This is a genomic window from Corynebacterium sp. AOP40-4SA-5 (genome assembly GCF_052377355.1).
Classification (GTDB): Bacteria; Actinomycetota; Actinomycetes; order Mycobacteriales; family Mycobacteriaceae; genus Corynebacterium.
Window position 1 is genome coordinate 1 of sequence record NZ_JBQSWS010000032.1, and the last position, 22,193, is coordinate 22,193.

The window sequence follows — 22,193 nt, forward strand, 5'->3', positions numbered from 1 at the left end:
TTCCTCATCCACCGTAGTTCATGGGCATAGCGGTATACCGCCTCGCGGCGAACCCCTGTGAAACCCGATTACAGGGCGGCATCCCAGATCTTGACACGGTTGTTGTTCCGGCCAGCCAGTGGGGTGGGAAGGATGCTGGTCCACGACCCAAAGTTCAGACTCGCCACCAGGTCGTAATGCGTCGGAGGAGGGCCGGCAGATGATGCGGCACCCGGTCGGCGTGCGTCGTAGTTGCCCAGTGCTTTCTTCTCCCAACACTGTGCGTATAGATCCCCGATTCGCCTTGGTTTCCACGTCTGAGGAACATCAGGTCGGAACTGGTGTTTTAGCACTGTTGGACCTGGGTGAACTATCCAGTCCTCCCGACCGGTGACGGCGGTGTTCCAGGCCCGAAGACGTGTGTCGATCGTGTCTCGAAGCAGCACTTCGGCCAGGCCAGTCAGCTCGGTGACCGCGCTGGCTGCCTGGATATTCCACAGGTAGAGTTGCGCCGCATCGACGACGCCGCCTGAGGCCTGCTTGTAGGTCTGGAACCGGGCGGCGGTGATGGCCTGCTCGATCTGCCTGGCGGCACGGTATGTCAGCCTGGGCACTGGGTACTTGCCTTTCGTTCAGGGGCGGGCTAGTATGTCAAGCATATAGTAGGACAGTACCCGAAGTTACAGGAACTGGCCCTGAGGGCGTGCCCTCAGGGCCGGTTCCTTTTTGTCTTGGTCAGCGATCCACCGCAGAGAACCATTCTGCTGTGCGCCCGGGGCGATAGTCGCCGCACCTACCTCCGGTGAGTCGCCTGCTTCGTTTTGCAGGCTTCTACCATGGGTGCTGTTGCAAAGTGGTGCGGGCAGTGGCCGGTAGCTGATCGAAATAGGAATCCCCGACCCTGTATCCCTGGCCCCTCAGGCCTCCGCAGGGGCCTGAGGGGCCAGGGCCATGGAGGATCCCGGCCCCGAACAGCTTTTTGGCACCACCGTCCCTACCTTGCAATAGCACCCCTGATCGCAACATTACCCTACGTATAATAGCCGACATAGAAAGAAAGTCGTGCGATAATAATCGGTAGTTTTCCGGGACGATATAGGAGAAATATCGCCCTCATCAGAATGACCAGTCGGTCTCCTCTGTTGCCTCGGTACGCCCGATCACGTAGGCGGAGCCTGAGCCACTGAAGAAGTCGTGGGTCTCGGCGGATTCGGGTGACAGTGCGGCGAGGATCTCCGGTTCGACTCCTGCGGATTCCTTGTCGTACTGCGGGGCGTATCCGAGGTTCATCAGGGCCTTGTCTGCGTTGTAGTGGACGAAGGCATCGACCCCGGAGTACCTGAGCCTGTTGCCGGGCTCGTCGGTGACGAGTTGATAGAGGTCCTCGGAGTACTCGCGCTCCAGGGCGAGGAGCTCCGCGGTGAGATTCAGGGTGAAGTCCTCCATTTCTCCAGCGCGCTCAGGGTGTGCCTCCAGGCCCTGCTGGTACTTGTATCCGGAGTAGTAGCCATGCACGGCCTTGTCGCGCAGGATCAGACGGATCATGTCCGCCGTGTTCATCATCACCCCTCGGCTGGAGTACCACAGAGGCAGGTAGAACCCTGCGTAGAGCAGTAGGGACGACAGCAGGGTCGCCGCGACCTTGCGTTTCAGAGGATCGTCTGACCGGTAGTGGGCCATGACGCCGGTGGCACGGCGTTGAAGTACCGTATTGTCCACGGACCAGGTGTAGGCGTCCTGAATCTCGGCTGAGCTGCACATGGTGCTGAATACCGAACTGTAACTACGGGCGTGAACCGCCTGCATAAAGGCGATGTTGGCGTAGACGGCCTGCTCGTGTTCGGTGCGGGCGTCGGGAATCTGGCTGATCTCGCCGACGGTCGCCTGGACGGTGTCGAGGAGGGTCAGCCCGGTGAACACCCGCGTGGTCAGCGTCCGCTGCCGGTCGGTGAGGCTCCACCAGTTGCTGAGGTCATTCGACAGCGGGACCTTCTCCGGCAGCCAGAAATTGCTCGTCAGCCGCTGCCAGATCTCCAGGTCCTTGGAGTCCTGGATCCGGTTCCAGTTCACCGGACGGAGGGGCACATCCGACCCGTTCTGCCACTGCGGGGGAGTCTGGGAATGGTCGATGTAGGTCATGGATTCTCCTTTATGGCTGGGGTAGTGGTCGGGGGCCGGCACAGAGTCGGTCCCACTGGCGCAGGAGGCCGTCGCGGACGGTGTCCACGTCGCGCCGGGTGCCGAGAAGCTCGAAGCGGTAGAGCTCCGGTACTTCACACTTCCTTGCAATGATCGGCCCTGCGGCGCAGTAGGCGGCACCGAAGTTCGTGTTCCCGGCGGTGATGACGCCGCGGATCCACTGCCTGTTCTCCGGCTCATTGAGGAAGTGGATTACCTGGCGAGGGACGGTTCTTTCTGCGGCGCCGCCACCGTAGGTCGGGGTTACCAGAACAAATGGTTGGCGGACCGCGAGTGGGGGCTCACCGCGTCGCAGGGGTATCCGGACTGATGGGAGACCGACTTTGCTGATGAACCGGCGCGTGTTTTCTGACACTGAAGAGAAGTACACGAGCAGCGGACCGTGCCGTGAGTCGAAGTTCAATGGCATGAACTTAACTGTACCATGTAATGAACACCGTGCTACGATCGCCGACGTGACCTTGTCCCCACTACCGAAGGAGAACTGATGTCCCACGAGACAAAGATCACGGAACCCATGAAAAGCATGCTCGGAACCCAGCTGCCGATCCTTGCGACGGTTAGTGACCCGACAACCCCGAATATCGGCCCGAAACGGTCGCTCCGTGTCTACGACGACCACACCCTGATCTACAACGAGAACACCGGTGGCCAGCACCTCGAGAATATTGAGGCAGGGTCACGCGTCGCCGTGGCTGTGATCGACCGTGAGGCGCTCGACGGCTACCGCTTCCTCGGCCGTGCCGAAGCGGTCACTGACGGCCCGGCGTGGGAGAACTGCCTGGAGTTCGCTGCCGCCAACGGAATGAAGGAACCGAAGCGTGCCGTCCTGATCCACCTGGACATGATCTTCTCCCTGGCATCCGGGAAGAAGGCAGGAACGGTGATCACCGACGAGACCCCGGGGTCCTCGGAATGACGGCGACGGCCGCAGGATTCCGGACGCTGTTCCGGAGCGTTCCGCAAGGCGTATGGATCGTCACGACCAGGGACGAGGCCGGCCGGCCGGCCGGTACGACGGTGTCGTCGTTGACGTCGGTGTCCTCGGATCCGCCGACAGTCGCTTTCTCTCTCCGGGAGAGTGCGTCGGTGCTGCCGCAGTTTCTTGCCGCGGAGCAGGTCCTCGTCCACGCGATGTCGACCGAGGGAGTCGAGGCTGCACGGACATGCGCTGAACACGGTGTGGACCGGTTTGCGCAGGTCGAGTGGCAGACCGGTCTCGGGGGGCTTCCCCAGGTCGACGGTGTGTACGGGTGCCTGCTCACTCGGGTGGCCAGGACCATCCCCGTTGCAGGAAGTGCCTTGTTCATCTGCCCGGTACAGGCCACCTGGATCCCGGGTTCCGCCGGGCCTCCGGCACTCTACCTAGATCGGTCTTTCGACTGGGAGATTGCAAAATTAACCCCGTCAGCAACGGAGGGGCTATGACCACCGATCTCGGGAAGACCGTCGCAGAGCCGGTCCAGCAGGCCGATCAGCTGGACTACCACCAGCTCAATGCGCTGCTCAATCTGTACGATGCCGACGGTCAGATCCAGTTCGACAAGGACCGTGAGGCCGCCAACCAGTACTTCCTGCAGCACGTCAACCAGAACACCGTCTACTTCCACGACCTGGAAGAGAAGATCGGCTACCTGGTCGACAACAAGTACTACGACCCGGAGGTGCTCGGCAAGTACGAGTTCGCCGACATCAAGGCGCTGTTCAAACGCGCCTACGCCCACAAGTTCCGTTTCAAGACGTTCCTCGGTGCCTTCAAGTACTACACGTCCTACACGCTGAAGACCTTCGACGGACGACGCTACCTCGAGCGTTACGAGGACCGCGTATGCATGGTCGCGCTGGGTCTGGCCGACGGTGACATCACACTGGCCGGCCATCTTGTCGACGAGATCATCGGCGGCCGATTCCAGCCGGCCACGCCGACCTTTTTGAATATCGGCAAGGCACAGCGGGGCGAGCCGGTGTCCTGCTTCCTGTTGCGCATCGAGGACAACATGGAGTCCATCGGCCGTTCCATCAACTCCGCGCTGCAGTTGTCGAAGCGTGGCGGTGGTGTGGCGCTGTTGCTGAGTAACCTGCGTGAGACCGGGGCTCCGATCAAGCACATCGAGAACCAGTCGTCCGGTGTGATCCCGGTGATGAAGCTGCTGGAGGACTCCTTCTCCTACGCCAACCAGCTCGGTGCACGTCAGGGGGCCGGTGCGGTGTATTTGAACGCCCACCACCCGGACATCATGAAGTTTCTCGACACCAAGCGCGAGAACGCCGACGAGAAGATCCGGATCAAGACGTTGTCGTTGGGTGTCGTCATCCCGGACATCACCTTCGAACTGGCCAAGCGTAACGACGACATGTACCTGTTCTCCCCGTACGACGTCGAGCGCATCTACGGGCGCCCCTTCGCCGACATCTCCGTGACCGAGCATTACGAGGAGATGATCGAGGATCCGCGGATCCGCAAGAGGAAGATCAACGCCCGCCAGTTCTTCCAGACCCTCGCCGAGATCCAGTTTGAGTCCGGTTACCCGTACATCATGTTCGAGGACACGGTGAACAGGGCGAACCCGATCGAGGGGCGTATCACGCATTCCAACCTGTGCTCGGAGATCCTCCAGGTCGCCACCCCCAGCGAGTTCAACGATGACCTTACCTACTCTCAGGTCGGTGAGGACATCTCCTGCAACCTGGGGTCGTTGAACATCGCCGCTGCGGTGGATTCCGAGGACTTCTCCCGGACCATCGCGACGGCCATCCGTGGTCTCACCGCGGTGTCGGACCAGACCGCCATCGACTCGGTGCCGTCGATCCGGGAGGGCAACGACGGGTCGCACGCGATCGGACTGGGGCAGATGAACCTGCACGGGTTCCTCGGACGCGAGCACATCCACTACGGGTCGGACGAGGGGTTGGACTTCACCAACGTCTACTTCGCTGCGGTGATGTACGAATGCCTCAAGGCGTCCAACGCCATCGCCCGCGAGCGTGGCACGACGTTCCGGAACTTCGCCAACTCCGACTACGCCTCCGGGGTATTCTTCGACGCCTACGACCCCGCCGCCTTCCAGCCGCGCACCGAGAAGGTCGCGGCCATCATCGAGAACTCCTCGATCCACGTCCCCACCAACGAGGACTGGGCCGAACTGAAGGCGGCGGTGATGGCTGACGGGTTGTACAACCGGAACCTGCAGGCAGTCCCGCCGACGGGATCGATCTCCTACATCAACAACTCCACGTCGTCGATTCACCCGATCGCGTCGAAGATCGAGATCCGCAAGGAAGGCAAGATCGGTCGCGTCTACTACCCGGCGCCGCATATGGACAACGACAACCTCGAGTACTTCGAGGATGCCTACGAGATCGGCTACGAGAAGATCATCGACACCTATGCGGTGGCGACGAAGTACGTGGACCAGGGGCTGTCGTTGACGCTGTTCTTCAAGGACTCGGTCACCACGCGTGACATCAACAAGGCGCAGATCTACGCCTGGCGCAAGGGCATCAAGACGTTGTACTACATCCGGCTGCGCCAGACGGCCATGGCGGGAACCGAGGTCGAAGGCTGCGTGAGCTGCATGCTCTAGCCACTACGGCCCGGACGGTCATGCCGGCCGGTGTGACACGGACGCCCTGGGTCGGATCTGAACTTCAGATCCGACCCAGGGTTTCCGTGTCAGGTGGGCCAGCAGGTGACGGGGGGGGGGGGGGGAGACTACTCGCCGTCGCGGCCGCCGAGCTTGGCGTCGATGCGCAGCAGCCCGGAGCCGTCGTTGCCGACGGTCTTGATCCAGTCGATGATGTCGTTGACGGAGGACTCCTCCTCGATCTGCTCAGCGAGGAAGAAGTTGATCAGCTGGCGGGAATCGATGTCACCGGTCTCGTCCGCGGTGCGGGCGAGGTTGCGGATCATCTCGGAGACCTTCTGCTCGTGGGCCAGTGCGGCCTCGAAGGCGTCCAGCGGGGTGGCGACCTTCAGCGACGGCAGCTCGATGTCGGTGAGGTCGACGCGGGCCTCACGGTCGAGCAGGTGCGCGGCGAACTTCGCGGCGTGGTCGCGCTCCTCGTCGGCCTGTGCGCGGAACCAGTCGCGCATGCCGAGGAATGAGAGCCGGTCCATCTCGTAGGACAGCTGGGTGTAGATGAGGGCCGCCTGGTGCTCGGCGACGACCTGCTTGTTGACGGCTTCCTGGAACTTCTCGTTGATGCTCATGACTGAAACGGTACTGATCGGTTTAACCTTTCTCTAGCCAGTTCAGGCTAACCAACCAGTTATATGTGCAGGTGAAAAGGCATGTCTGCCCTAACTGCGGCTTGCCTCCGCTACCTTTCCTGTGACGGCAAAGGTGCAGGTGGCTGCCGTGTCAGCGGCAGCGGTGCCGGGTACGGTGACGGTCTGGGCGCCCAACGCCTGGAAGATACTGTCGACCAACGCCTCGGGGTCTTTCTTGGTGTCGTTGCGGGCCCAGGTCAGCACCCATTTTCTGCCCATTTTCTTCAGCTTGGTGGGGCCGGCGTAGTGGATCAGCAGGTCCAGCACGAACGCTCGTTGGATGATCTCACCGGCGAAAACTCGCTCCAGGGACGTGTAGATCTGCACCAGGATGCTGCGAAGCCGGTTGATGGTGCGGGTGCAGTCCCGGGCGATGCCGTCATCGAGTCCGGACAGCATCTTGAGCGCTGAAAGCACCTCAGCGTTGCGGTCAACCGCACGCAGAGTATGTGGCATGGTTCGAGCGGTGTTGGCGATGACGAACGCGTCCCGCGGATCTGTTTTCGCCTGTCCGGGGTACAGGTCGGCAGCCTTACGCATAGCAAGACCGGGCAGGTAGGCCACGCCACAGTCAGTGGCACGGGCCACCGTGATCGGCAGGGCGCCGATGGTGTTGGGATGGTCGACGATCAGCAGGACTGTGCCGTGGGCCTTGAGTTCGTCGAATACGGTGCGCAGGCTGGTTTCGTCCCGGGGTAGAGCCCTGTCGTAGATCTTGGTCCCGCTGCTGATCAGGGTGCAGCCGTGGTGGGCGGTTTTGCCGACGTCGAGTCCGAGGTGAGAGGTCGTAGGTGGTGTCTTCCATGATCATCCCCTCCTTGGGGGGTGTCCCTATCTAGATTGTCAACCCCTGCGCCGCGTTCTCCTCGACCTGATGCCCCGGCCTTCAGTGGTCTGTCTTCGAACATAGTGGCGTAGACGTCGGGCCCGGCTGTTGCCGGTACTGCGACGCCTGTGGGACGGACAGCAAGGGCTCAGTTCAGCGATCCGATCTAGGCTGCGGCAGCCTCCACGGTGGTCCGTGGTGGCAGTTCTCGGAAGTACTCACCGCGGGTCAGCATCACGTACAGGACGTTGCACCGCCGTCTGGCAAGACACATCACCGCAGCGTTGTGTCGCTTACCTTCGGCACGTTTCTTGGTGTAGTACGACCGGGATGCATCGTGGCAATTCGATGCGATCCAGGCCGATCTGAACAGTGCGTTTTTCAGCCGTCTGTTGCCTGATCGGGCGGGAAACTCCCCACGGATTGATGTGCCGGACCGCCTGGTCACCGGGGCGATGCCGGCGTACGCCGCCAGGTGAGCGGCATCGGGGAAGTCGGAACAGTCGCCGACGGATAGAAGGATGTTGGCGGCGGTCTTGATGCCCACACCCGGCATCGACATCAAGACCTCGGCAAGAGGGAAGTCATCAAGCATCTCCTCGACCTGGCCGGCAATCGAGTCCCGCTGGGCTTTCAGTGCCTTGATGTTGGTCGCCAACATCGGGATCGCGATCTCTGCGGCCGCGGTGCCCGGTACGGTGACCGTTTGTGCTGCCAGGGCCTGGAAGAGTGCGTCGATCAGGGCTTCGGGGTCTTTCTTGGCCCGTGTGCGGGACCAGGTCAGTACCCGTTTCTTGCCCGAGCGCTTCAGCTTCGTCGGCCCGGCGTAGTGGATCAGCAGGTCCAGGACGAACGCTCGTTGGATAATCTCGCCAGCGAAAACCCGCTCCAAGCTGGGGTAGATCTGCACCAGGATGCTGCGCAGCCGGTTGATCGTACGGGTGCAGTCACGGGCGATGTCCTCGTCCAGTCCGGACAGCATCTTGAGCGCTGAAAGCACCTCAGCGTTGCGGTCAACCGCACGCAGAGTATGTGGCATGGTTCGAGCGGTATTGGCGATGACGAACGCGTCCCGGGGGTCAGTCTTGGCCTGTCCGGGGTACAGGTCGGCAGCCTTACGCATCACCAGACCGGGCAGGTAGGCCACGCCACAGTCAGTGGCACGGGCCACCGTGATCGGCAGGGCACCGATGGTGTTGGGCTGGTCCACGATCAGCAGGACTGTGCCGTGGGCTGCGAGTTCGTCGAAGATGGTGCGCAGGCTGGCTTCGTCCTGGGGTAAGGCCTGGTCGTAGACCTTGGTGCCATCGGCGGTGAGGGCGCAGCCGTGGTGGGCGGCTTTGCCGACGTCGAGTCCGAGGTAGACGTCGTAGGTGGTGGTGTCTTCCATGATGGTCCCCTCCTTGAAGTAGGGAGGTTGGTATGTTGTTGTGGTGGAAGATCACTGTGGTGGTCGGACACTTGGTGCGGGCACCCACGTCTACATTGAGACTTCACCAGTTCAGCGCGGTGAGCCGCGTCCCTATTAGCCGTCAGCGTGTGTCCTGGTACCTCGGCGGCAACACCCCCCGGATCATGTAGAACAACAGGGCGAATCAGCCATACCGAGGCCAGTGACCTGCCCCCGAGCTTACGGGGACACCATCAAGGTAACGGGCATGCTTCTCCCTCGCCATCAAGACTTTGCGACAGCACCTGTCCGAGGCTTCCGTGACCGAGTTCGATGCTGAACCGACGACGGCGGGTGTAGCGCGCCCGTCCGTCACCGCAAGATTGCTGGCGCAACCCTAAAACCAGAAGAGTTGGATCTGTAAAACTATATAATGAAAAAGAAAAAGTAAGTTTGATTCCAGAAAACGGGTTAGCTTTAAATTATCCTGAGATGTCAGCTAGTTAATATATTCGGCAATATTAGTAAAGCGGTTTGGGTAGTGATGTTACTATAGGGAGGAAGGGGCGGACGCCTAGTAAAGGTGGTTATTCTCTATATGATAAATGCAAATAATTATTAAAAGTTGAATCATCAGTATGCTTTACAAACAAATTTGGGTCAACTATTGCGTCGGGGGTGCCTCGCGATAATCACAGTGCGCTGTTTCCTGGTTCCTGGAAGAACTGGGGCTGACAATAGGTCATCGAGGGCTCCCTCACCTCGAGAATCGAGGTGCTCGAACGGCTCATCAAGTAACAGTATCGGTGCGTCGGTGAGTAGCATCCGAGCAATGAGTAGACGACGCCGCTGCCCGCCGGAAAGACTCTCAGCTCCGGTGGTGAGGATTGTTGATAGACCATAAGGAAGTGAGGCCGCCCAACTGCCCAGGCCAACGGCTCCTAGTATGTCGTACATTTGCTCATCCGTGGCGGCGGGGGCTCCGACTGCGAGATTGTCGCGAACCGTAGTTGCAAAGACGCGGGCATCTTCGGGGAGGTAGGAAATGGTGCGGTGCACTGCGCCGCTGTCCGAGGTGACGAGGTCGTGAAGATCCCTGTCACCCAATTGCACCTCACCAGCGCGTGGGGGAATGAGACCGGCCAATGTCAGCAGCAGGGTGGTTTTCCCGGAACCGGAGGCTCCGGTGAAACTGCGAAAAGACCCGAACGGTACCTCGAGGTTCAGCGTGCCTAGATCACTGTCATGACCGTAGACCATATCGACTGCACGCAACCCAGGTTCTGGGCCAACAGCGGCCACTAAACTCTCGCTGTCTGCTCCGTGTGCTTCGCAGGGGTCTGTGTGGAGCATGTCGGCGAGTCGGCGAGCCGCGCCCGACGCACGGGACATCGCCAGGGCTGCCTCGGGGAGCTGGGCGGTCGCCTCGAAAGCAGCAAGGCTCAACAGAACCAAGACTCCGAGCCACTGCGGGGAATGCACCGGCGTTCCCCCGGCGGCGTATCCGAGTACACCCACGAGCAAGACTCCCACGGCCGTCGCAGACGATGCCAATACTGACAGTGCGGTACCGTACGCCCTCGAGGGTGCTCCTGCTTCGACTGCCTGAGAAAGCTCGTGCGCGGCGTGCCTGGCGTCCCGGAGGACAGGACCTAACTGGCCACGGATGCGCAGTGAGACGGCATCGGTGAGGATCCGGTCTACAGCAGACGCGAACTGCACGGACTGCCGGGCTCGCACGGTCTCTGCGACCTCCACCGAACGGTGGACGGCCCAGGGGGCGAAGACCCCCGCCACGAGGAGTCCCACGGCCAGTACCACTGCAGCCGGAACCGACAGGAGAGCTGTGAAGACGACGGAGAGGGCCCCAGTGAGCAGGGATACAAGAGCAGGTACTACCACCCGGACAACCACATCAGCAACCGAGTCGATATCCGCGGTGAGCCGCGTCGTCACCTCACCGCGTCCTAGCGACGCAGTGGATGCAGGTCGCGCAGTTGCCAGCATCCTGTATGCGTTGACCCGTCCTGTCGAAGCACAATGGAGTGCAAGCCTGTGGGTGACGAGGCGGTCCACATACCGGAAAACTGCTCGTGAAATACCGAGTGCCCTGACTGCCGTCACCGCGACAGTAAGATCCAGAATGGGTGGCATCTCCCACGCCCGGGTGATCAGCCAAGCTGACACGACAGTGAGAGTGAGCGCCGACAGCAGCATCGCTGTTCCAGCGAGCACCGGCACGACCAGATCACGCCACCGGAGACCCGCCAGCGGTAGAAGGGGCGTAAGCGCGCGCATGCTTGACACTACTGGACCTCAATCCGGCGGTCAGCGGCCGCGATGACGAGAGGATCGTGTGACGCCACTACGATCGTTGCCCCGGAAGCGGCCAGGTCCTGTAAGCGGACGATCATGGCGGTCGCATTTTCTTCGTCGAGGTGCGCAGTGGGTTCGTCCAGGACGAGCAGCCGGCCGCAGAACCGCTCGGGGTGCAGCCCCACTGAGGTGTCCAGGGTGTCCAGTCTCCCCAATTCCTCATCAAGAGCCTGGCGTTGGCGCTGGCCCAGGGACCGACCTGACACATCACCGACGGTAGCGGGGTCGAGAACCGGTCGCTGGGGCAGGTAGGAGGTTCGCTTCCACAGCGACTCCCGTGAACAGATGACGCCGTCGACTGTGGCAACTGCCTCACCGTCTATGCCCTCGGTGACGATGCCGAGCAAGGCCAGGAGCGTCGTCGTTTTGCCCGCACCGTTCGCCCCGGTAAGCGCGGTAATTTCGCCGGCAAAAGCGGTACCAGTGACCTTATGCGGCCTCAAACCGTCGCGGGTCTCCGCAGACAGCCCGGAGAAACCGACCCTTACCGGACGGGTCGTGTCCTCGGTGACGTCGAACCCGGTTAGAGTTGCGGGCTGTTTCTCGCATTCTGCATTGTCGAGGAGAACAAGGATCCTGTCGACGGCGACGAAACCGTCGCGTGCGTCGTGGAACCGGGCACCGACCTGTCGCACCGGATTGTAGACCTCAGGAATGATAATCAGCACCGTCAGCCCTGCGACCAGTGTCAATGAGCCATCGAGGAGACGGAACCCGATACCGACCGCGACCAGTGCGATGGACAGTGTCGCAAGGAATTCGAGGACCATTCCGGACAGAAAGGCGATGCATAGGACCGAGAACGTCGAGCGTAGGTGTTCTGCGGAAAGCCTATCGACCTCAGCCACGGGGGTGTCGAGACGTCCGAGCGCTTTCAACGTGGGCAAACCTGCGACGAGGTCCAGCATCTGGTCGGTAAGCACCCCCAAGTCTGCCAGCTTCTTCTCGGTACGGCCCGCGGTAAGCGTGCCCACCAACCACATGAATACCGGGATCAGGGGCAGAGTAATGACAGCGATCAGCGCCGATTCGGTGTCAAACCACCAGACGACCACCAGCGTCACCGGGACGGTCACAGCAGTGGAGACGAGTGCGGGAAGGTAGCCGGTGAGGTAGGGGCCGAGTCCTTCGACCCCCTCTGTGAGGAGCGTGCGCCACACCTTCCGGTCGACTCCGCGGGGATCAGCGACCGCGAGAACTTCCAGTGCCCGTATACGCAGGTCTTCTATGGCCTTGGCGGCGGCACGGTGGCTGTACCGTCTTTCCACCCAGCCCAGGAACACCTGTGCTGTGACGAGCACGGCAAGGAGGACTAGTGGTAGACGATGGCTGGACAATCCGCCTGGGGGCCCGGTGATTGTGTCAGCAACCACCGTACCGATGAGCACTCCCGTGACCACGGTGCACAACGTGCGTAGAACTGTCAGCACGGACAGGAGAATGATCCACCGACGCGTCGGGGCCGACAGTCGGAGCAGACGGGGGTCCACCGGCCCCCGGCTGGCGTCATCGTCTGATTCAGGAGGCGCTGACCTGGTCATAGTGCCACGTTCTCTGATGATTTGGCGTCGATAGGTTCGGCCACGATACGTCTACGGAACACCCAGTACGTCCACCCCTGGTACAGGAGGATTAGAGGCACGATGAACAGCGAGGCCCACGTCATGACCGTTAGTGTGTAATGAGACGACGAGGCGTTGCGGATATCCAGGCCGGTGCCGTCGGGGAGCGTGGTCGGCATCAACCACGGGTACAACGAACCGAACAGGAGGATAACCACAGCAAGTACTGAGACCGCTGTAGCCGTGAACGCCGTCGCGTCACGGTGGCGGACCATGGTGGCGACGGCGCCCGTGACACCGACCAGAGCTGCGACCGTCACCGACCACGTCCACGGTTTCCCGTGGGATAACTGTGTCCACAGAACGAAGGCAGTACCGGTGACCGCTGCGACCACTCCCACCGGCAGGACCAGGTGACCGGCACGGTCGCGGAGCGCCCCGGTCGTCTTCAGGCGGATGAAGCTCAGCCCGTGCAACAGGAAAAGGCAGGTGAAGGCAGTAGCGCCGAGGAGAGCGTAGGGATTGAGCAGACCGACCAGAGTGGGGAGTCCGCTCGACATCTGCTGGTTCGTATCCACCGGAACGCCCTTGACAAGGTTGGCGAAGGCCACTCCCCACAGGATCGGTGGCAGCCAGGACGAGACAGCTACTGTGAAATCACACCACCGCCGCCACCGCAGTGTGTCGACCTTTCCCCGCCATTCGAGTGCGACAGCCCGGAAAATCAGCGCGACCAGGATGAGGAACAGCGGGAGATAGAAGCCGGAGAACATCGTCGCGTACCACGCCGGGAACGCGGCGAACAGCGCCCCTCCCGCAGTGATGAGCCAGACTTCGTTACCGTCCCACACCGGACCGATGGTGCGTACGACGCCTGTGCGCATGGCATCGCTGTTCCTGCCGACCACCGGGAGCAGCATCCCGACACCGAAATCAAAACCTTCCAGAACGAAATACCCGGCGAACAGGACTGCGATGAGAATGAACCAGAGAACGGGAAGATCAAGGGCAGACATGGTCACTCCTTATTTCTTGCGCGGGTGCCGACCCGGCTGAAACGCACTGGCGACTGGCCGCCGTCGTTGTCGGACAGCCCGAAACTCGCTCCGACGGTTGCTGCAGGCCCCGGGCCGTCATCGGCAGGCGGCCCATCCTGTTCTGGAGGGCCGGCCAGGACGACTCGACGGATGAGCCAGAACCAGATGATCGCGAGAAAGAGATAGATCAGCGTGAAACCGACGAGTGTGACGATCACTGTCCACGACGCGTGGTCAGAGACACCCATGTCGACGGTCATGCGGATCAGTTCGGTTCGGGCATCGCCGACACTGTCCGGATTCGGGTGGATCACCCACGGCTGGCGTCCCATCTCGGTGAAGATCCAACCGGCGGAGTTGGCCAGGAATGGTGTGGGTATGGCAGCCAGGCACACCCAGCTGAATACCGTGGCCCCGCGCCCTGTGGGGGTCCTTCCTTTACGGGTGAACCACCAGCTTGCGGCGAGGAGGACACCGGACCCCGCCATCAGTCCTATCATCAACCGGAAAGCCCAGTAGGTGACGAAGAGATTCGGTGAGTAGTTTCCTGCTCCGTAGAGCAGCTCGGATTCGTGCTGGAGGTCTTGGACCCCCTCCAGCGTCACTCCGGAGAACCTCCCTTCGGCGAGGAACGGCAGGACCCAGGGCAGTTCGAGCAGGTGGTGGACAGAGTCACAGTTGTTGTGGGTGCCGATGGTGAGAACAGAGAACATCGGATCAGCTTCGGTGTGACAGAGTGACTCCGCGGAAGCCATCTTCATGGGTTGTTGCCGGAACATCAGCTTGGCCTGGGAATCGCCGGTGAGGAAAAGTGCCACCGCTGAGAGCAGGGTCGTCCACCAGGCGAAGCGGTGTGCCGGCCGGTGCATGTCGTGCCGCCTGACATCGGGGGCAGAGGCCCCGGGGGCGGCTTCCGGTATCTGCCCCGACGCCTGCAGGGCCCGACGGGCCCGGTGGTCACGTACCATCCACCAACCGGTGATGCCCAGGACGAATGTTCCGGCGGTGAGGAAAGAACCGGCGACGGCGTGCGGGAATGCCGCAAGAGCCGTCGGGTTCGTCAGGAGCGCGACAACGTCGGTCAGCTCGGCGCGTCCGGTCTCGTGGTTGTACTCTGCCCCGACGGGGTGCTGCATGAAAGAGTTCGCCACGATGATGAAGTAGGCGGAGAGGTTCACCGCAACGGCGACGACCCAAATGGAAGCAGTGTGCATCCACCCTGGTATCCGTCCCCACCCGAAGATCCATAGTCCCAGGAAGGTGGATTCCAGAAAGAAGGCGGCAAGGCCTTCAAGTGCTAACGGTCCGCCGAAGACATCGCCTATCATGCGTGAGTACTCAGACCAGTTCATCCCGAACTGGAACTCCTGCACAATGCCGGTGGCCACCCCCATGGCAAAGTTGACCAGAAGGACCGTGCCAAAGAACCGGGTGGCACGGTACCAGGCGGGTTCTCTGGTGACCTGCCAGAACGTTTGCATCACCGCGACCATCGGGGCCAGACCGATCGTCAGCGGAACGAAAATAAAGTGGTAGACAGTGGTAATGCCGAACTGCCACCGCGAGATGTCGACGACATCCATTTACCTGCCTCCGGAGTGCTTATTCATGTCTCTGACGTAGATAACCAGTCAGTACGGTATCCACTTGCCTAATTAGAAGTCGTCACCAGCAGGGAATAAGTTCCCAAGTGCGATCGGGAGCGCGTTTATCATTGGCGGGGAAATTTATTAGGTTCTCTATTTCAAGAAGCGAACGCGTGATTTTAGCTAAGCTTTATTGCGGCCGGTGGATACTGTTTATTTATCTAGGTTACGACAACTTGACTTATGCGCTCACTCTATAATAGAAAGCAAGTTTTTATTATATTATTTCCATAATTACCTACCGAAAATAAAGTGATATATTTTTTCTGTGCACCTGTGTCTGTGGCGTCAAACATGGCGTCCCGTGGGTGAGTCAGGGTTCGTCGCGAGTACCGGTTCCAAGTGGGCGAGCACGGGCATGCCGGCGCAGAGACGTCGGTCGCCCGTCGGTTTATTTGCTCAGCATACGGTGGTCGGCACCGTCGCGCAGCGAGAAAGCGACGGTGATGTTGTGCGCCTGAGAGTGCTGGCGATGCCGGCTTGATAGCACCGTCGAGAGGGGCGGTGGTCACCTTCGTTTTTGCGGCGGTGTTCTGCCCGTCGGAGCAGGACGTCGTGACCGCGGCGGTGCTGAGGACACCGAGAGCACCGAGCCCGCCGAGGAAACCGCGGCGGGTCAGGCCCCGCGACGCTGGTCCCCTGCGGGGAGACCGATCGTTCTGACCTGGTTGGTTAGTGCCCGGCATGACCCGAATCATCTGAGCCGTGCATCTGATCCATCCCGTCCATCTCACCCATATCGTCCATACCGTCCATGCCTTCAGTACCGTAGTCCTCGTGGGCGGACTGTTGCACACGCACCGGGATGTCTGCCAGTTCGTAGTCGTTGCCGTCCTCGTCGGTCAGCGTGAGGGTGAGGGCATCACCGGCGGCGATCTCATCGTGGTTCTCCATGATCATGATGTGATGACCGCCCGGACTCATCGACACACTGCCGTTGGCCGGGACCACCAGACCGTCAGCAGTTTCGCGCATCACGCCGTCGACCACCTCGTGGTACTGGTAAACGCCGTCGAGGTCACCGGTGACGCGGGTGAGGTGGATGTCCTCGTCGGTGGAGTTGGTGAGTTCGCCGAACACGGCGGTCATGGAGGTCTCGGCGTCTTTGGCGCCGACGTAGCCTTCACCGAGGCTCAATGCCCCCGTCGAGTTTTCCGTGTCGTCTTGGCTCGTGCTGCCTTCCTGGTCAGCGGAGGTGCTGGTGGTGGTATCAGCGCCGGTGTCGTCACTGTCGTTGTCGCTACTGCATGCAACAAGTCCGACTGCGAGTGCCGCAGCGACAGCCGTCGCACTGGTCCGGCGAAACAGGGTGTTCATATGGGTTATCCCTTAGAGGTAGGCGTGGTGATCGGTGCGGATGAAGAGACTGTGAGCAGGGGCACAGACGACATGAGCAGGCAAAGGTGGCACGCACCTTGGCGGAACCAGGTACATGGCTGACACCATGCCAGCATTCGCTGCCTGTCGTGTCCCGCTCTAGTAGTCGTGCAACCGGTGAGCAAAGTTCCCAGCTACCGGTGTGTACACCCCTGAAAAGGTGGACACGTCGCCGACGGGGGTAGAGCGTTGCCTCTTAGTCGGCGACCCGGTCTATGGGCCGGGAATGCAGGCGCATAGCCGGTTGCTATCTGGCTGATTATGTGTTTGGGCGTCGCGGGTGCTAAAAGGGCTCACGGTGCAGCTCAGACGGGGGTAACCGGTGGAAATGGGCAGCTGGTGGCCTGGAACTGTTCGGCAGTGTCGTCCGACTACTGAGGTATGACGACCTCCACGGATGCTCCACCACCGCCCACGATTGACCAATCCTCCCGGGTTGACTCGCCGGATCGCCAGCAAACTCGTCGGCTGATCCACCGGCTGCACTTTTTCGCTGGCATCGTGTGTGCCCCACTGATCCTGATCGCGGCGATCACTGGACTGCTCTACGCGTTCTCTCCGACAGTGGAGCAGGTCACCAACAACGATATTCTGACTGTCTCTGACTCCGAGGCCCGCGCGGCCGGCAATGAGGTGCCGGTCAGCCAGTTGGTGGACACCGCCCAAGCTGAGCACCCCGATCTCTCATTGGCCGGGGTACGCCTGGGTAATGCCGATGAAACGACCCGGGTATTGTTTAGCGATCCGGATCTGCCGGAGTCGACACTGCAAGCAGTGTTCCTGGACCCTTACACCGGTGAGGTCAAGGGCGATACGACCCAGTACGGTAGCTCTGCATCGTTGCCGTTGCGCCAGTGGATCTCCCAGGGCCACCGTATGGCGTGGTTGGATGAGCCGGGACGGTTGTACTCGGAGATGGCGGCCAGTTGGCTGGGGGTGTTGGCCGTCGGCGGGCTGGTGTTGCTGTGGTCTCGTCAACGAGGGTCATCGAAGATCCGGGGGATGCTGCGCACCGGTGGTACTGGGCGGGTGAAAACGATGCGTCGCCACGGGGCGACCGGCACGATTATCGCTGTCGGGTTGATCTTCCTCACTGTGACTGGTCTGACCTGGTCCTCTGTGGCAGGAGACAATATCGGTAAAGTTCGGGAGAACCTCAACTGGGGTACCCCCGCGGTGTCTGCGGAGCTGCCCGGGGCCAGTGTGCAAGACACCTCTGCCAGTGACGGGGCAGGGGCACATACCGGGCATGAAGGGCATGGTGATCACGCTATGCCGGCCGGTGGGGTGCGGGTCAGTGGTCTGAATTCCGGTGCGATTGACCGGGTGGCAGCGACCGCTCAGGATGAGTTGCGAACCCCGGTGACGATCACTCCGCCGAGTGCCGAGGGGCAGGTGTGGACTGCCTCGGAGAACCGGGTAGCTTACCGGCTGTCGAATGATTCTGTGGCGATTGACTGGGCCACCGGTGATGTCACCGAACGGTCGAACTTTGCTGATTGGCCGCTGGCGGCCAAGGCCACGGCGTGGCTGATTCAGCTGCACATGGGAACACTGTTCGGTCTTCCCAATCAGATCGTTCTTGGTTTGTTGGCCGCAGGGATCATCGCGATGATCTGTTGGGGTTATGCAATGTGGTGGAAGCGGCGCCCCGCCGGCATGCTTGCCGGGCCGCCGCGTCGGGCGCAGTGGTCGCGTCCGACAACGGGCACGATCATCCTGGTGGCGTTGTTGGTGGCCTACGGGTTCGTGGCCCCGGTGTTTGGGGTGAGTTGTCTCGTGTTTGTTGCCGGCAGTGCACTGTGGTCTCTGGTTCAGCGCCGACGCGCCGATCAACCTGTTGAACTGTAGAAACCGCACTGATGACATCGTGAAGCACTATGGAAGTGCTTGCCACAGGGCGATGAATAGTAGTTAGGTGAACGTTGCAGAAGAGCTCATCGCACTTGACTCTGTCCCCCCCACAGTGCGGTGATGTCCTGCCTGGTATCGAGTAGGCATAAAGCGGGGTGCGTTCACCGATGTCGGCACACTCCCTAATGCGTCGACCAGCGGGCTATATGGTTACCGGTTGGCGAAGCGTTCAAGGTCTTCAAGGGCCCCGGCGACGATGATCTGATCCGTACGGGACAGCACATGCTCGGACTGCAACGGTACCCACACCCCATTGTCACCACGCACCGAGATCGCACGCACTCGGTATCGGTCCCACAGACGGTCAAGATCCACGGGCCTTGCTACGAGAGCGTTCGGTGGGGCTAGTTTGATCATCCCGTAGTCCTCATCGAACTGGGCGAAATCCTTGAACCGCCCACCCAGCAGGTCGGCGGTTCGAACCCGTCAGTGCGCACAATAAACACCACCTGAACAGGCTTTACGCCGGTTCTGAGAGTGTTCGTTTCTCTCCGGTCAGTCGATCTACCGTGTAATCTACTGACCTACCGACCGCGGCGGGACGCTCCGGGGCGGTTCACAGTTCCCGTCGGGTTCCGCTCCGGTGTCTGACGACACCGGAGCGGCCTTGTCCCGTCATCGTTTCCAGTCGCTAAGCAAAATGGCGACTATCAAGTGAGCAGGGCGGGGTAGTGGTTGACGGTCACCCCTCCGGCGCTCAACTACTTCCCCGACTCTCCGGTACCGAGAGTCGGGGAGGGCTTGCCATGTCGTGGTGAGGGGGACGTGATTGCGTTATGCACCGTCCCAGGCGGTTCCGTCTCGGTCGATGACTGAGACCGGGCGGCCTGAATGTGGTCATGGAGCGGTGCCTTGTTGTTTCGCCAGCATCGCCTCCTTGAGATCGTGTTGAACGTACATGTCCGAAGCTACGACCACACGTGACACGGCTCGACCACCTGCCCACCGGTCGCTGGTAGGGCAAGTACGATCACCTATGTCGTACCGCTCAACTGAGGCAGGAATGTGAATGAGTAATCTCGGGCCCTTCGTCTGGTCGATCGCCGACCAACTCCGTGGTGTGTACAAGCCGCACCAGTACGGCAGCATCGTCCTGCCGTTCACCATCCTGCGCCGCCTCGATGCGCTCATGGCATCGAGCCGCGACCTGATGCGGTCAACGGCGACCCTTCACACTGGTGGGGTCCTCGACGCTCAGATGCGTCGGGCGACGGGCCTGTCCTTCTACAACACGAGCCAGTACGACTTCAATCGGCTGCTCGACGACCCGGACCAGCTTCGAGAGAATCTCATCGAGTACGTCACGAGCTTCTCGTCCAACATTGACGTCTTCGAGCAGTTCGGCTTCGAACAGGTCATCAACACCCTCGATGACAACAACCGCCTCTACCTCGTCGTCGAGAGGTTCGCTGGTGTCAATCTGCATCCAAATGCGATCTCCAATGCTGAGATGGGCGAGCTGTATGAGCACCTCATCTACAAGTTCGCTGAGGCGTCGAACGAAGAGGCCGGGGAGCACTACACACCTCGTGACGCGATACGTCTGATGGTCGACCTGCTCTTCGCCGAGGAGCAGGAGTCACTGACCGGTGAGGGCGTCGTTCGCACCGTCTACGACCCCACAGCCGGCACCGGCGGCATGCTTTCGGTCGCGGAGGAGCGTCTGCATGAGCGCAACCCCACTGCCCGTCTGACTCTCTATGGTCAGGAGATCAATGGCCAGTCCTACGCGATCTGCAAGTCCGACATGATCTCCAAGGGCCAGGACATCGGAAACATCCGCAAGGGCGACACTCTCATCAACGATGAGTTCCACCGGCGCACCTTCGACTTCTGCCTGTCCAACCCTCCTTACGGAGTCGACTGGAAGTCCGCTGCGGAGTCGGTGAAGCAGGAGCACCGGGAAGGTCGGCTTGGTCGGTTCAACGCTGGCCTACCGCCTGTCAGTGACGGGCAGATGCTGTTCCTGCAGCACCTGGTGTCAAAGATGCGACCCGCGCATGAGGGCGGTGGCCGTGCGGGTATTGTCTTGAATGGTTCACCCCTGTTCACCGGTGCTGCCGAGTCAGGGCCCAGCAAGATCCGGCAGTGGCTGCTCGAGGAAGACCTTGTCGACGCCATCATCGCGCTGCCGACCGATATGTTCTTCAATACGGGTATCGCCACTTACGTGTGGATTCTCGACAACGACAAGCAGCCCGAGCGGCACGGCACCGTACAACTCATCGACGCCAATGGCAAGTGGACGAAGATGCGCAAGAGCTTAGGCTCTAAGCGCCGGGAGATCTCCGCTACCCAGCGAGACGAGATCGTCGGTATCTATGACGCACACGAGGACGGCGAGCACTCGAAGATCCTGCCCACCAGTGAGTTCGGCTATTGGACGATCACCGTCGAACGGCCGTTGTTGGATGATGACGGTGAGGTCGTCCGCGACAGCAAGGGCAGGCCGAAGCCGGACAGCAAGAAGCGCGACACTGAGAACGTGCCCTTCACCTACGGCGGCAACACCGAAGGTTCCGACGGCAAAGACGCGACCATCGAGGCGTACTTCGACGCTGAGGTGGCCCCGCACGTGCCGGACGCCTGGATCGATCACAAGAAGACAAAGGTCGGCTACGAAATCCCGTTCACTCGGATCTTCTACAAGTACGTGCCGCCACGATCACTTGAGGAGATCGATAAAGACCTCGAAGCCAAGGTCGCCAAGATCCTGACCCTGCTGAAGGCGGTGGAGGCGTGAGTACCCCGCGTGTGCGTCTCAAGTACGCCTGCGTAAGCCGTGGAAAATATGGTTTGAATTACCCCTCTACAGGCTACGTAGATCAAGGTATCCGGCTTATCCGAACTACAGATTTAGCCGGGGGAGTTCTTTCGCCCGCAGAACTAGGGATCTATGTTCCCGAGGGGGCAGTTGACGACGAAAGTCGTCTCATGCCCGGCGACCTTCTTCTCTCTCGCTCTGGCACAATTGGGCGTGCGTTTCTTGCTCCACCAGCGACCGAAGGGATGGCTTTTGCTGGTTTTCTCGTTCGGTTTCGGCCAAAACCGGATACGCTCGGAAAGTATATCTATTACTGCACGCAATCGAATGAATTCCAGGCGGCTGTGAATGCTGACGCAGTGTCGAGCACAATTAAGAACTTCAATGCGGAAAAGTACGAGAACCTTGCCGTCCCGCTTCCGGAGTTAGATGAGCAGCGGGTTATTGCTGACTATCTCGACCGTGAGACGCAGAAGATCGACGAGCTGATCACCGAGCAGCGTGGATTCATCGAGAAACTGAGCGAAAGACGTCGTTCATTAGTCACTCGTCTGGTAACTCGAGGTATCGATGACAATGTAGAAATAGCTGAGGTTTCGAATAAGTGGTTGGACTTCGTTCCAACGCAGTGGAAGGTCACACGATTTAGGTTTGTGGCGAAGATTGATAACGTCATGGTTGACCCTAGGGGTACTAGGAACATGCATGACATTCTCATTGCTCCTAATCATATCGAGCGCGATACAGGTCGATTGCTTGCAATTGAGACAGCGGATGAACAGGGGGCAGATTCCAATAAGTTTCGAGTTCGAGAGGGTCAAATAATATTCTCAAAAATCCGCCCCACGCTGAA

The 22,193-nt window shown here is 60.6% G+C and carries 16 protein-coding genes and 1 pseudogene; 6 read left to right on the forward strand and 11 right to left on the reverse strand.

Annotation, left to right across the window (positions count from 1 at the left end):
• Positions 1–68: 68 nt before the first annotated feature.
• The 3 genes from ACT3S3_RS14060 to nrdI all read right to left on the reverse strand — a co-directional run bounded on the left by ACT3S3_RS14060 (position 69) and on the right by nrdI (position 2,587).
• On the reverse strand, positions 69–593 hold the full coding sequence (locus tag ACT3S3_RS14060; protein ID WP_444615211.1) for a hypothetical protein: 525 nt from the start codon (positions 591–593) through the stop codon (positions 69–71).
• Between the two features lie 502 nt (positions 594–1,095).
• On the reverse strand, positions 1,096–2,118 hold the full coding sequence (nrdF, locus tag ACT3S3_RS14065; RefSeq protein WP_444615209.1) for a class 1b ribonucleoside-diphosphate reductase subunit beta: 1,023 nt from the start codon (positions 2,116–2,118) through the stop codon (positions 1,096–1,098).
• A 10-nt stretch (positions 2,119–2,128) separates the two neighbouring features.
• Positions 2,129–2,587 (reverse strand): class Ib ribonucleoside-diphosphate reductase assembly flavoprotein NrdI, encoded by a 459-nt coding sequence (nrdI, locus tag ACT3S3_RS14070; protein WP_301443687.1) that lies wholly within the window; start codon positions 2,585–2,587, stop codon positions 2,129–2,131.
• Between the two features lie 78 nt (positions 2,588–2,665).
• On the opposite strand from nrdI, the gene ACT3S3_RS14075 reads away from it, so the two are divergent.
• Genes ACT3S3_RS14075 through nrdE form a run of 3 tightly spaced genes read left to right on the forward strand, consistent with a single transcriptional unit; the run spans position 2,666 to position 5,762 of the window.
• Positions 2,666–3,097 (forward strand): pyridoxamine 5'-phosphate oxidase family protein, encoded by a 432-nt coding sequence (locus ACT3S3_RS14075; RefSeq protein ID WP_444615208.1) that lies wholly within the window; start codon positions 2,666–2,668, stop codon positions 3,095–3,097.
• Positions 3,094–3,606, forward strand: coding sequence for a flavin reductase family protein (locus ACT3S3_RS14080; protein ID WP_301443688.1), 513 nt, complete (start codon positions 3,094–3,096; stop codon positions 3,604–3,606). Before ACT3S3_RS14075 ends, ACT3S3_RS14080 begins: the two co-directional genes overlap by 4 nt.
• Complete coding sequence (gene nrdE / locus ACT3S3_RS14085; RefSeq protein WP_301443689.1) at positions 3,603–5,762, forward strand: class 1b ribonucleoside-diphosphate reductase subunit alpha; 2,160 nt, start codon at positions 3,603–3,605, stop codon at positions 5,760–5,762. Before ACT3S3_RS14080 ends, nrdE begins: the two co-directional genes overlap by 4 nt.
• A 128-nt stretch (positions 5,763–5,890) precedes the next feature.
• Here the strand turns inward: nrdE and ACT3S3_RS14090 are convergent, their stop codons facing one another.
• The 8 genes and pseudogenes from ACT3S3_RS14090 to ACT3S3_RS14125 form a co-directional block, all read right to left on the reverse strand.
• The gene (locus ACT3S3_RS14090) at positions 5,891–6,388 is read right to left on the reverse strand and encodes a ferritin (protein WP_444615183.1); all 498 of its coding nucleotides are present in this window, start codon (positions 6,386–6,388) and stop codon (positions 5,891–5,893) included.
• Between the two features lie 150 nt (positions 6,389–6,538).
• Positions 6,539–7,253: pseudogene (locus ACT3S3_RS14095) on the reverse strand (IS110 family transposase); the annotation flags it as partial.
• A gap of 187 nt (positions 7,254–7,440) precedes the next feature.
• On the reverse strand, positions 7,441–8,664 hold the full coding sequence (locus ACT3S3_RS14100) for an IS110 family transposase (protein WP_444615184.1): 1,224 nt from the start codon (positions 8,662–8,664) through the stop codon (positions 7,441–7,443).
• A gap of 660 nt (positions 8,665–9,324) precedes the next feature.
• Entirely contained in the window at positions 9,325–10,962 is a 1,638-nt protein-coding gene (cydC, locus tag ACT3S3_RS14105; RefSeq protein ID WP_444615185.1) for a thiol reductant ABC exporter subunit CydC, read from the reverse strand.
• Between the two features lie 8 nt (positions 10,963–10,970).
• The gene (locus ACT3S3_RS14110) at positions 10,971–12,581 is read right to left on the reverse strand and encodes an ABC transporter ATP-binding protein/permease (protein WP_444615186.1); all 1,611 of its coding nucleotides are present in this window, start codon (positions 12,579–12,581) and stop codon (positions 10,971–10,973) included.
• Entirely contained in the window at positions 12,578–13,618 is a 1,041-nt protein-coding gene (gene cydB / locus ACT3S3_RS14115; RefSeq protein ID WP_444615187.1) for a cytochrome d ubiquinol oxidase subunit II, read from the reverse strand. The genes ACT3S3_RS14110 and cydB overlap by 4 nt, the downstream gene beginning before the upstream one ends.
• 2 nt (positions 13,619–13,620) lie before the next feature.
• Positions 13,621–15,222: a cytochrome ubiquinol oxidase subunit I gene (locus ACT3S3_RS14120; RefSeq protein ID WP_444615188.1), complete on the reverse strand. Its 1,602-nt coding sequence runs from the start codon at positions 15,220–15,222 to the stop codon at positions 13,621–13,623.
• 735 nt (positions 15,223–15,957) lie between these two features.
• Entirely contained in the window at positions 15,958–16,602 is a 645-nt protein-coding gene (locus tag ACT3S3_RS14125; protein WP_444615189.1) for a copper chaperone PCu(A)C, read from the reverse strand.
• A 441-nt stretch (positions 16,603–17,043) separates the two neighbouring features.
• On the opposite strand from ACT3S3_RS14125, the gene ACT3S3_RS14130 reads away from it, so the two are divergent.
• The 3 genes from ACT3S3_RS14130 to ACT3S3_RS14140 all read left to right on the forward strand — a co-directional run.
• Positions 17,044–18,513: a PepSY-associated TM helix domain-containing protein gene (locus tag ACT3S3_RS14130; protein WP_444615233.1), complete on the forward strand. Its 1,470-nt coding sequence runs from the start codon at positions 17,044–17,046 to the stop codon at positions 18,511–18,513.
• A 1,072-nt stretch (positions 18,514–19,585) separates the two neighbouring features.
• A complete protein-coding gene (locus ACT3S3_RS14135; protein ID WP_444626950.1) occupies positions 19,586–21,319 on the forward strand; it encodes a type I restriction-modification system subunit M in 1,734 nt (577 codons plus the stop codon).
• Positions 21,316–22,193 (forward strand): restriction endonuclease subunit S (locus ACT3S3_RS14140; protein WP_444626951.1); only part of this gene is annotated, 878 nt, incomplete at its 3' end. The genes ACT3S3_RS14135 and ACT3S3_RS14140, both read left to right, overlap by 4 nt.

Bases quoted from the DNA above. Each gene is read 5' to 3' on its own strand.
- nrdF (WP_444615209.1), bottom strand. From the start codon at position 2,118: ATGACCTACATCGACCATTCCCAGACTCCCCCGCAGTGGCAGAACGGG.
- nrdI (WP_301443687.1), bottom strand. From the start codon at position 2,587: ATGCCATTGAACTTCGACTCACGGCACGGTCCGCTGCTCGTGTACTTC.
- ACT3S3_RS14075 (WP_444615208.1), top strand. From the start codon at position 2,666: ATGTCCCACGAGACAAAGATCACGGAACCCATGAAAAGCATGCTCGGA.
- ACT3S3_RS14080 (WP_301443688.1), top strand. From the start codon at position 3,094: ATGACGGCGACGGCCGCAGGATTCCGGACGCTGTTCCGGAGCGTTCCG.
- nrdE (WP_301443689.1), top strand. From the start codon at position 3,603: ATGACCACCGATCTCGGGAAGACCGTCGCAGAGCCGGTCCAGCAGGCC.
- ACT3S3_RS14090 (WP_444615183.1), bottom strand. From the start codon at position 6,388: ATGAGCATCAACGAGAAGTTCCAGGAAGCCGTCAACAAGCAGGTCGTC.
- ACT3S3_RS14100 (WP_444615184.1), bottom strand. From the start codon at position 8,664: ATGGAAGACACCACCACCTACGACGTCTACCTCGGACTCGACGTCGGC.
- cydC (WP_444615185.1), bottom strand. From the start codon at position 10,962: ATGCGCGCGCTTACGCCCCTTCTACCGCTGGCGGGTCTCCGGTGGCGT.
- ACT3S3_RS14110 (WP_444615186.1), bottom strand. From the start codon at position 12,581: ATGACCAGGTCAGCGCCTCCTGAATCAGACGATGACGCCAGCCGGGGG.
- cydB (WP_444615187.1), bottom strand. From the start codon at position 13,618: ATGTCTGCCCTTGATCTTCCCGTTCTCTGGTTCATTCTCATCGCAGTC.
- ACT3S3_RS14120 (WP_444615188.1), bottom strand. From the start codon at position 15,222: ATGGATGTCGTCGACATCTCGCGGTGGCAGTTCGGCATTACCACTGTC.
- ACT3S3_RS14125 (WP_444615189.1), bottom strand. From the start codon at position 16,602: ATGAACACCCTGTTTCGCCGGACCAGTGCGACGGCTGTCGCTGCGGCA.
- ACT3S3_RS14130 (WP_444615233.1), top strand. From the start codon at position 17,044: ATGACGACCTCCACGGATGCTCCACCACCGCCCACGATTGACCAATCC.
- ACT3S3_RS14135 (WP_444626950.1), top strand. From the start codon at position 19,586: ATGAGTAATCTCGGGCCCTTCGTCTGGTCGATCGCCGACCAACTCCGT.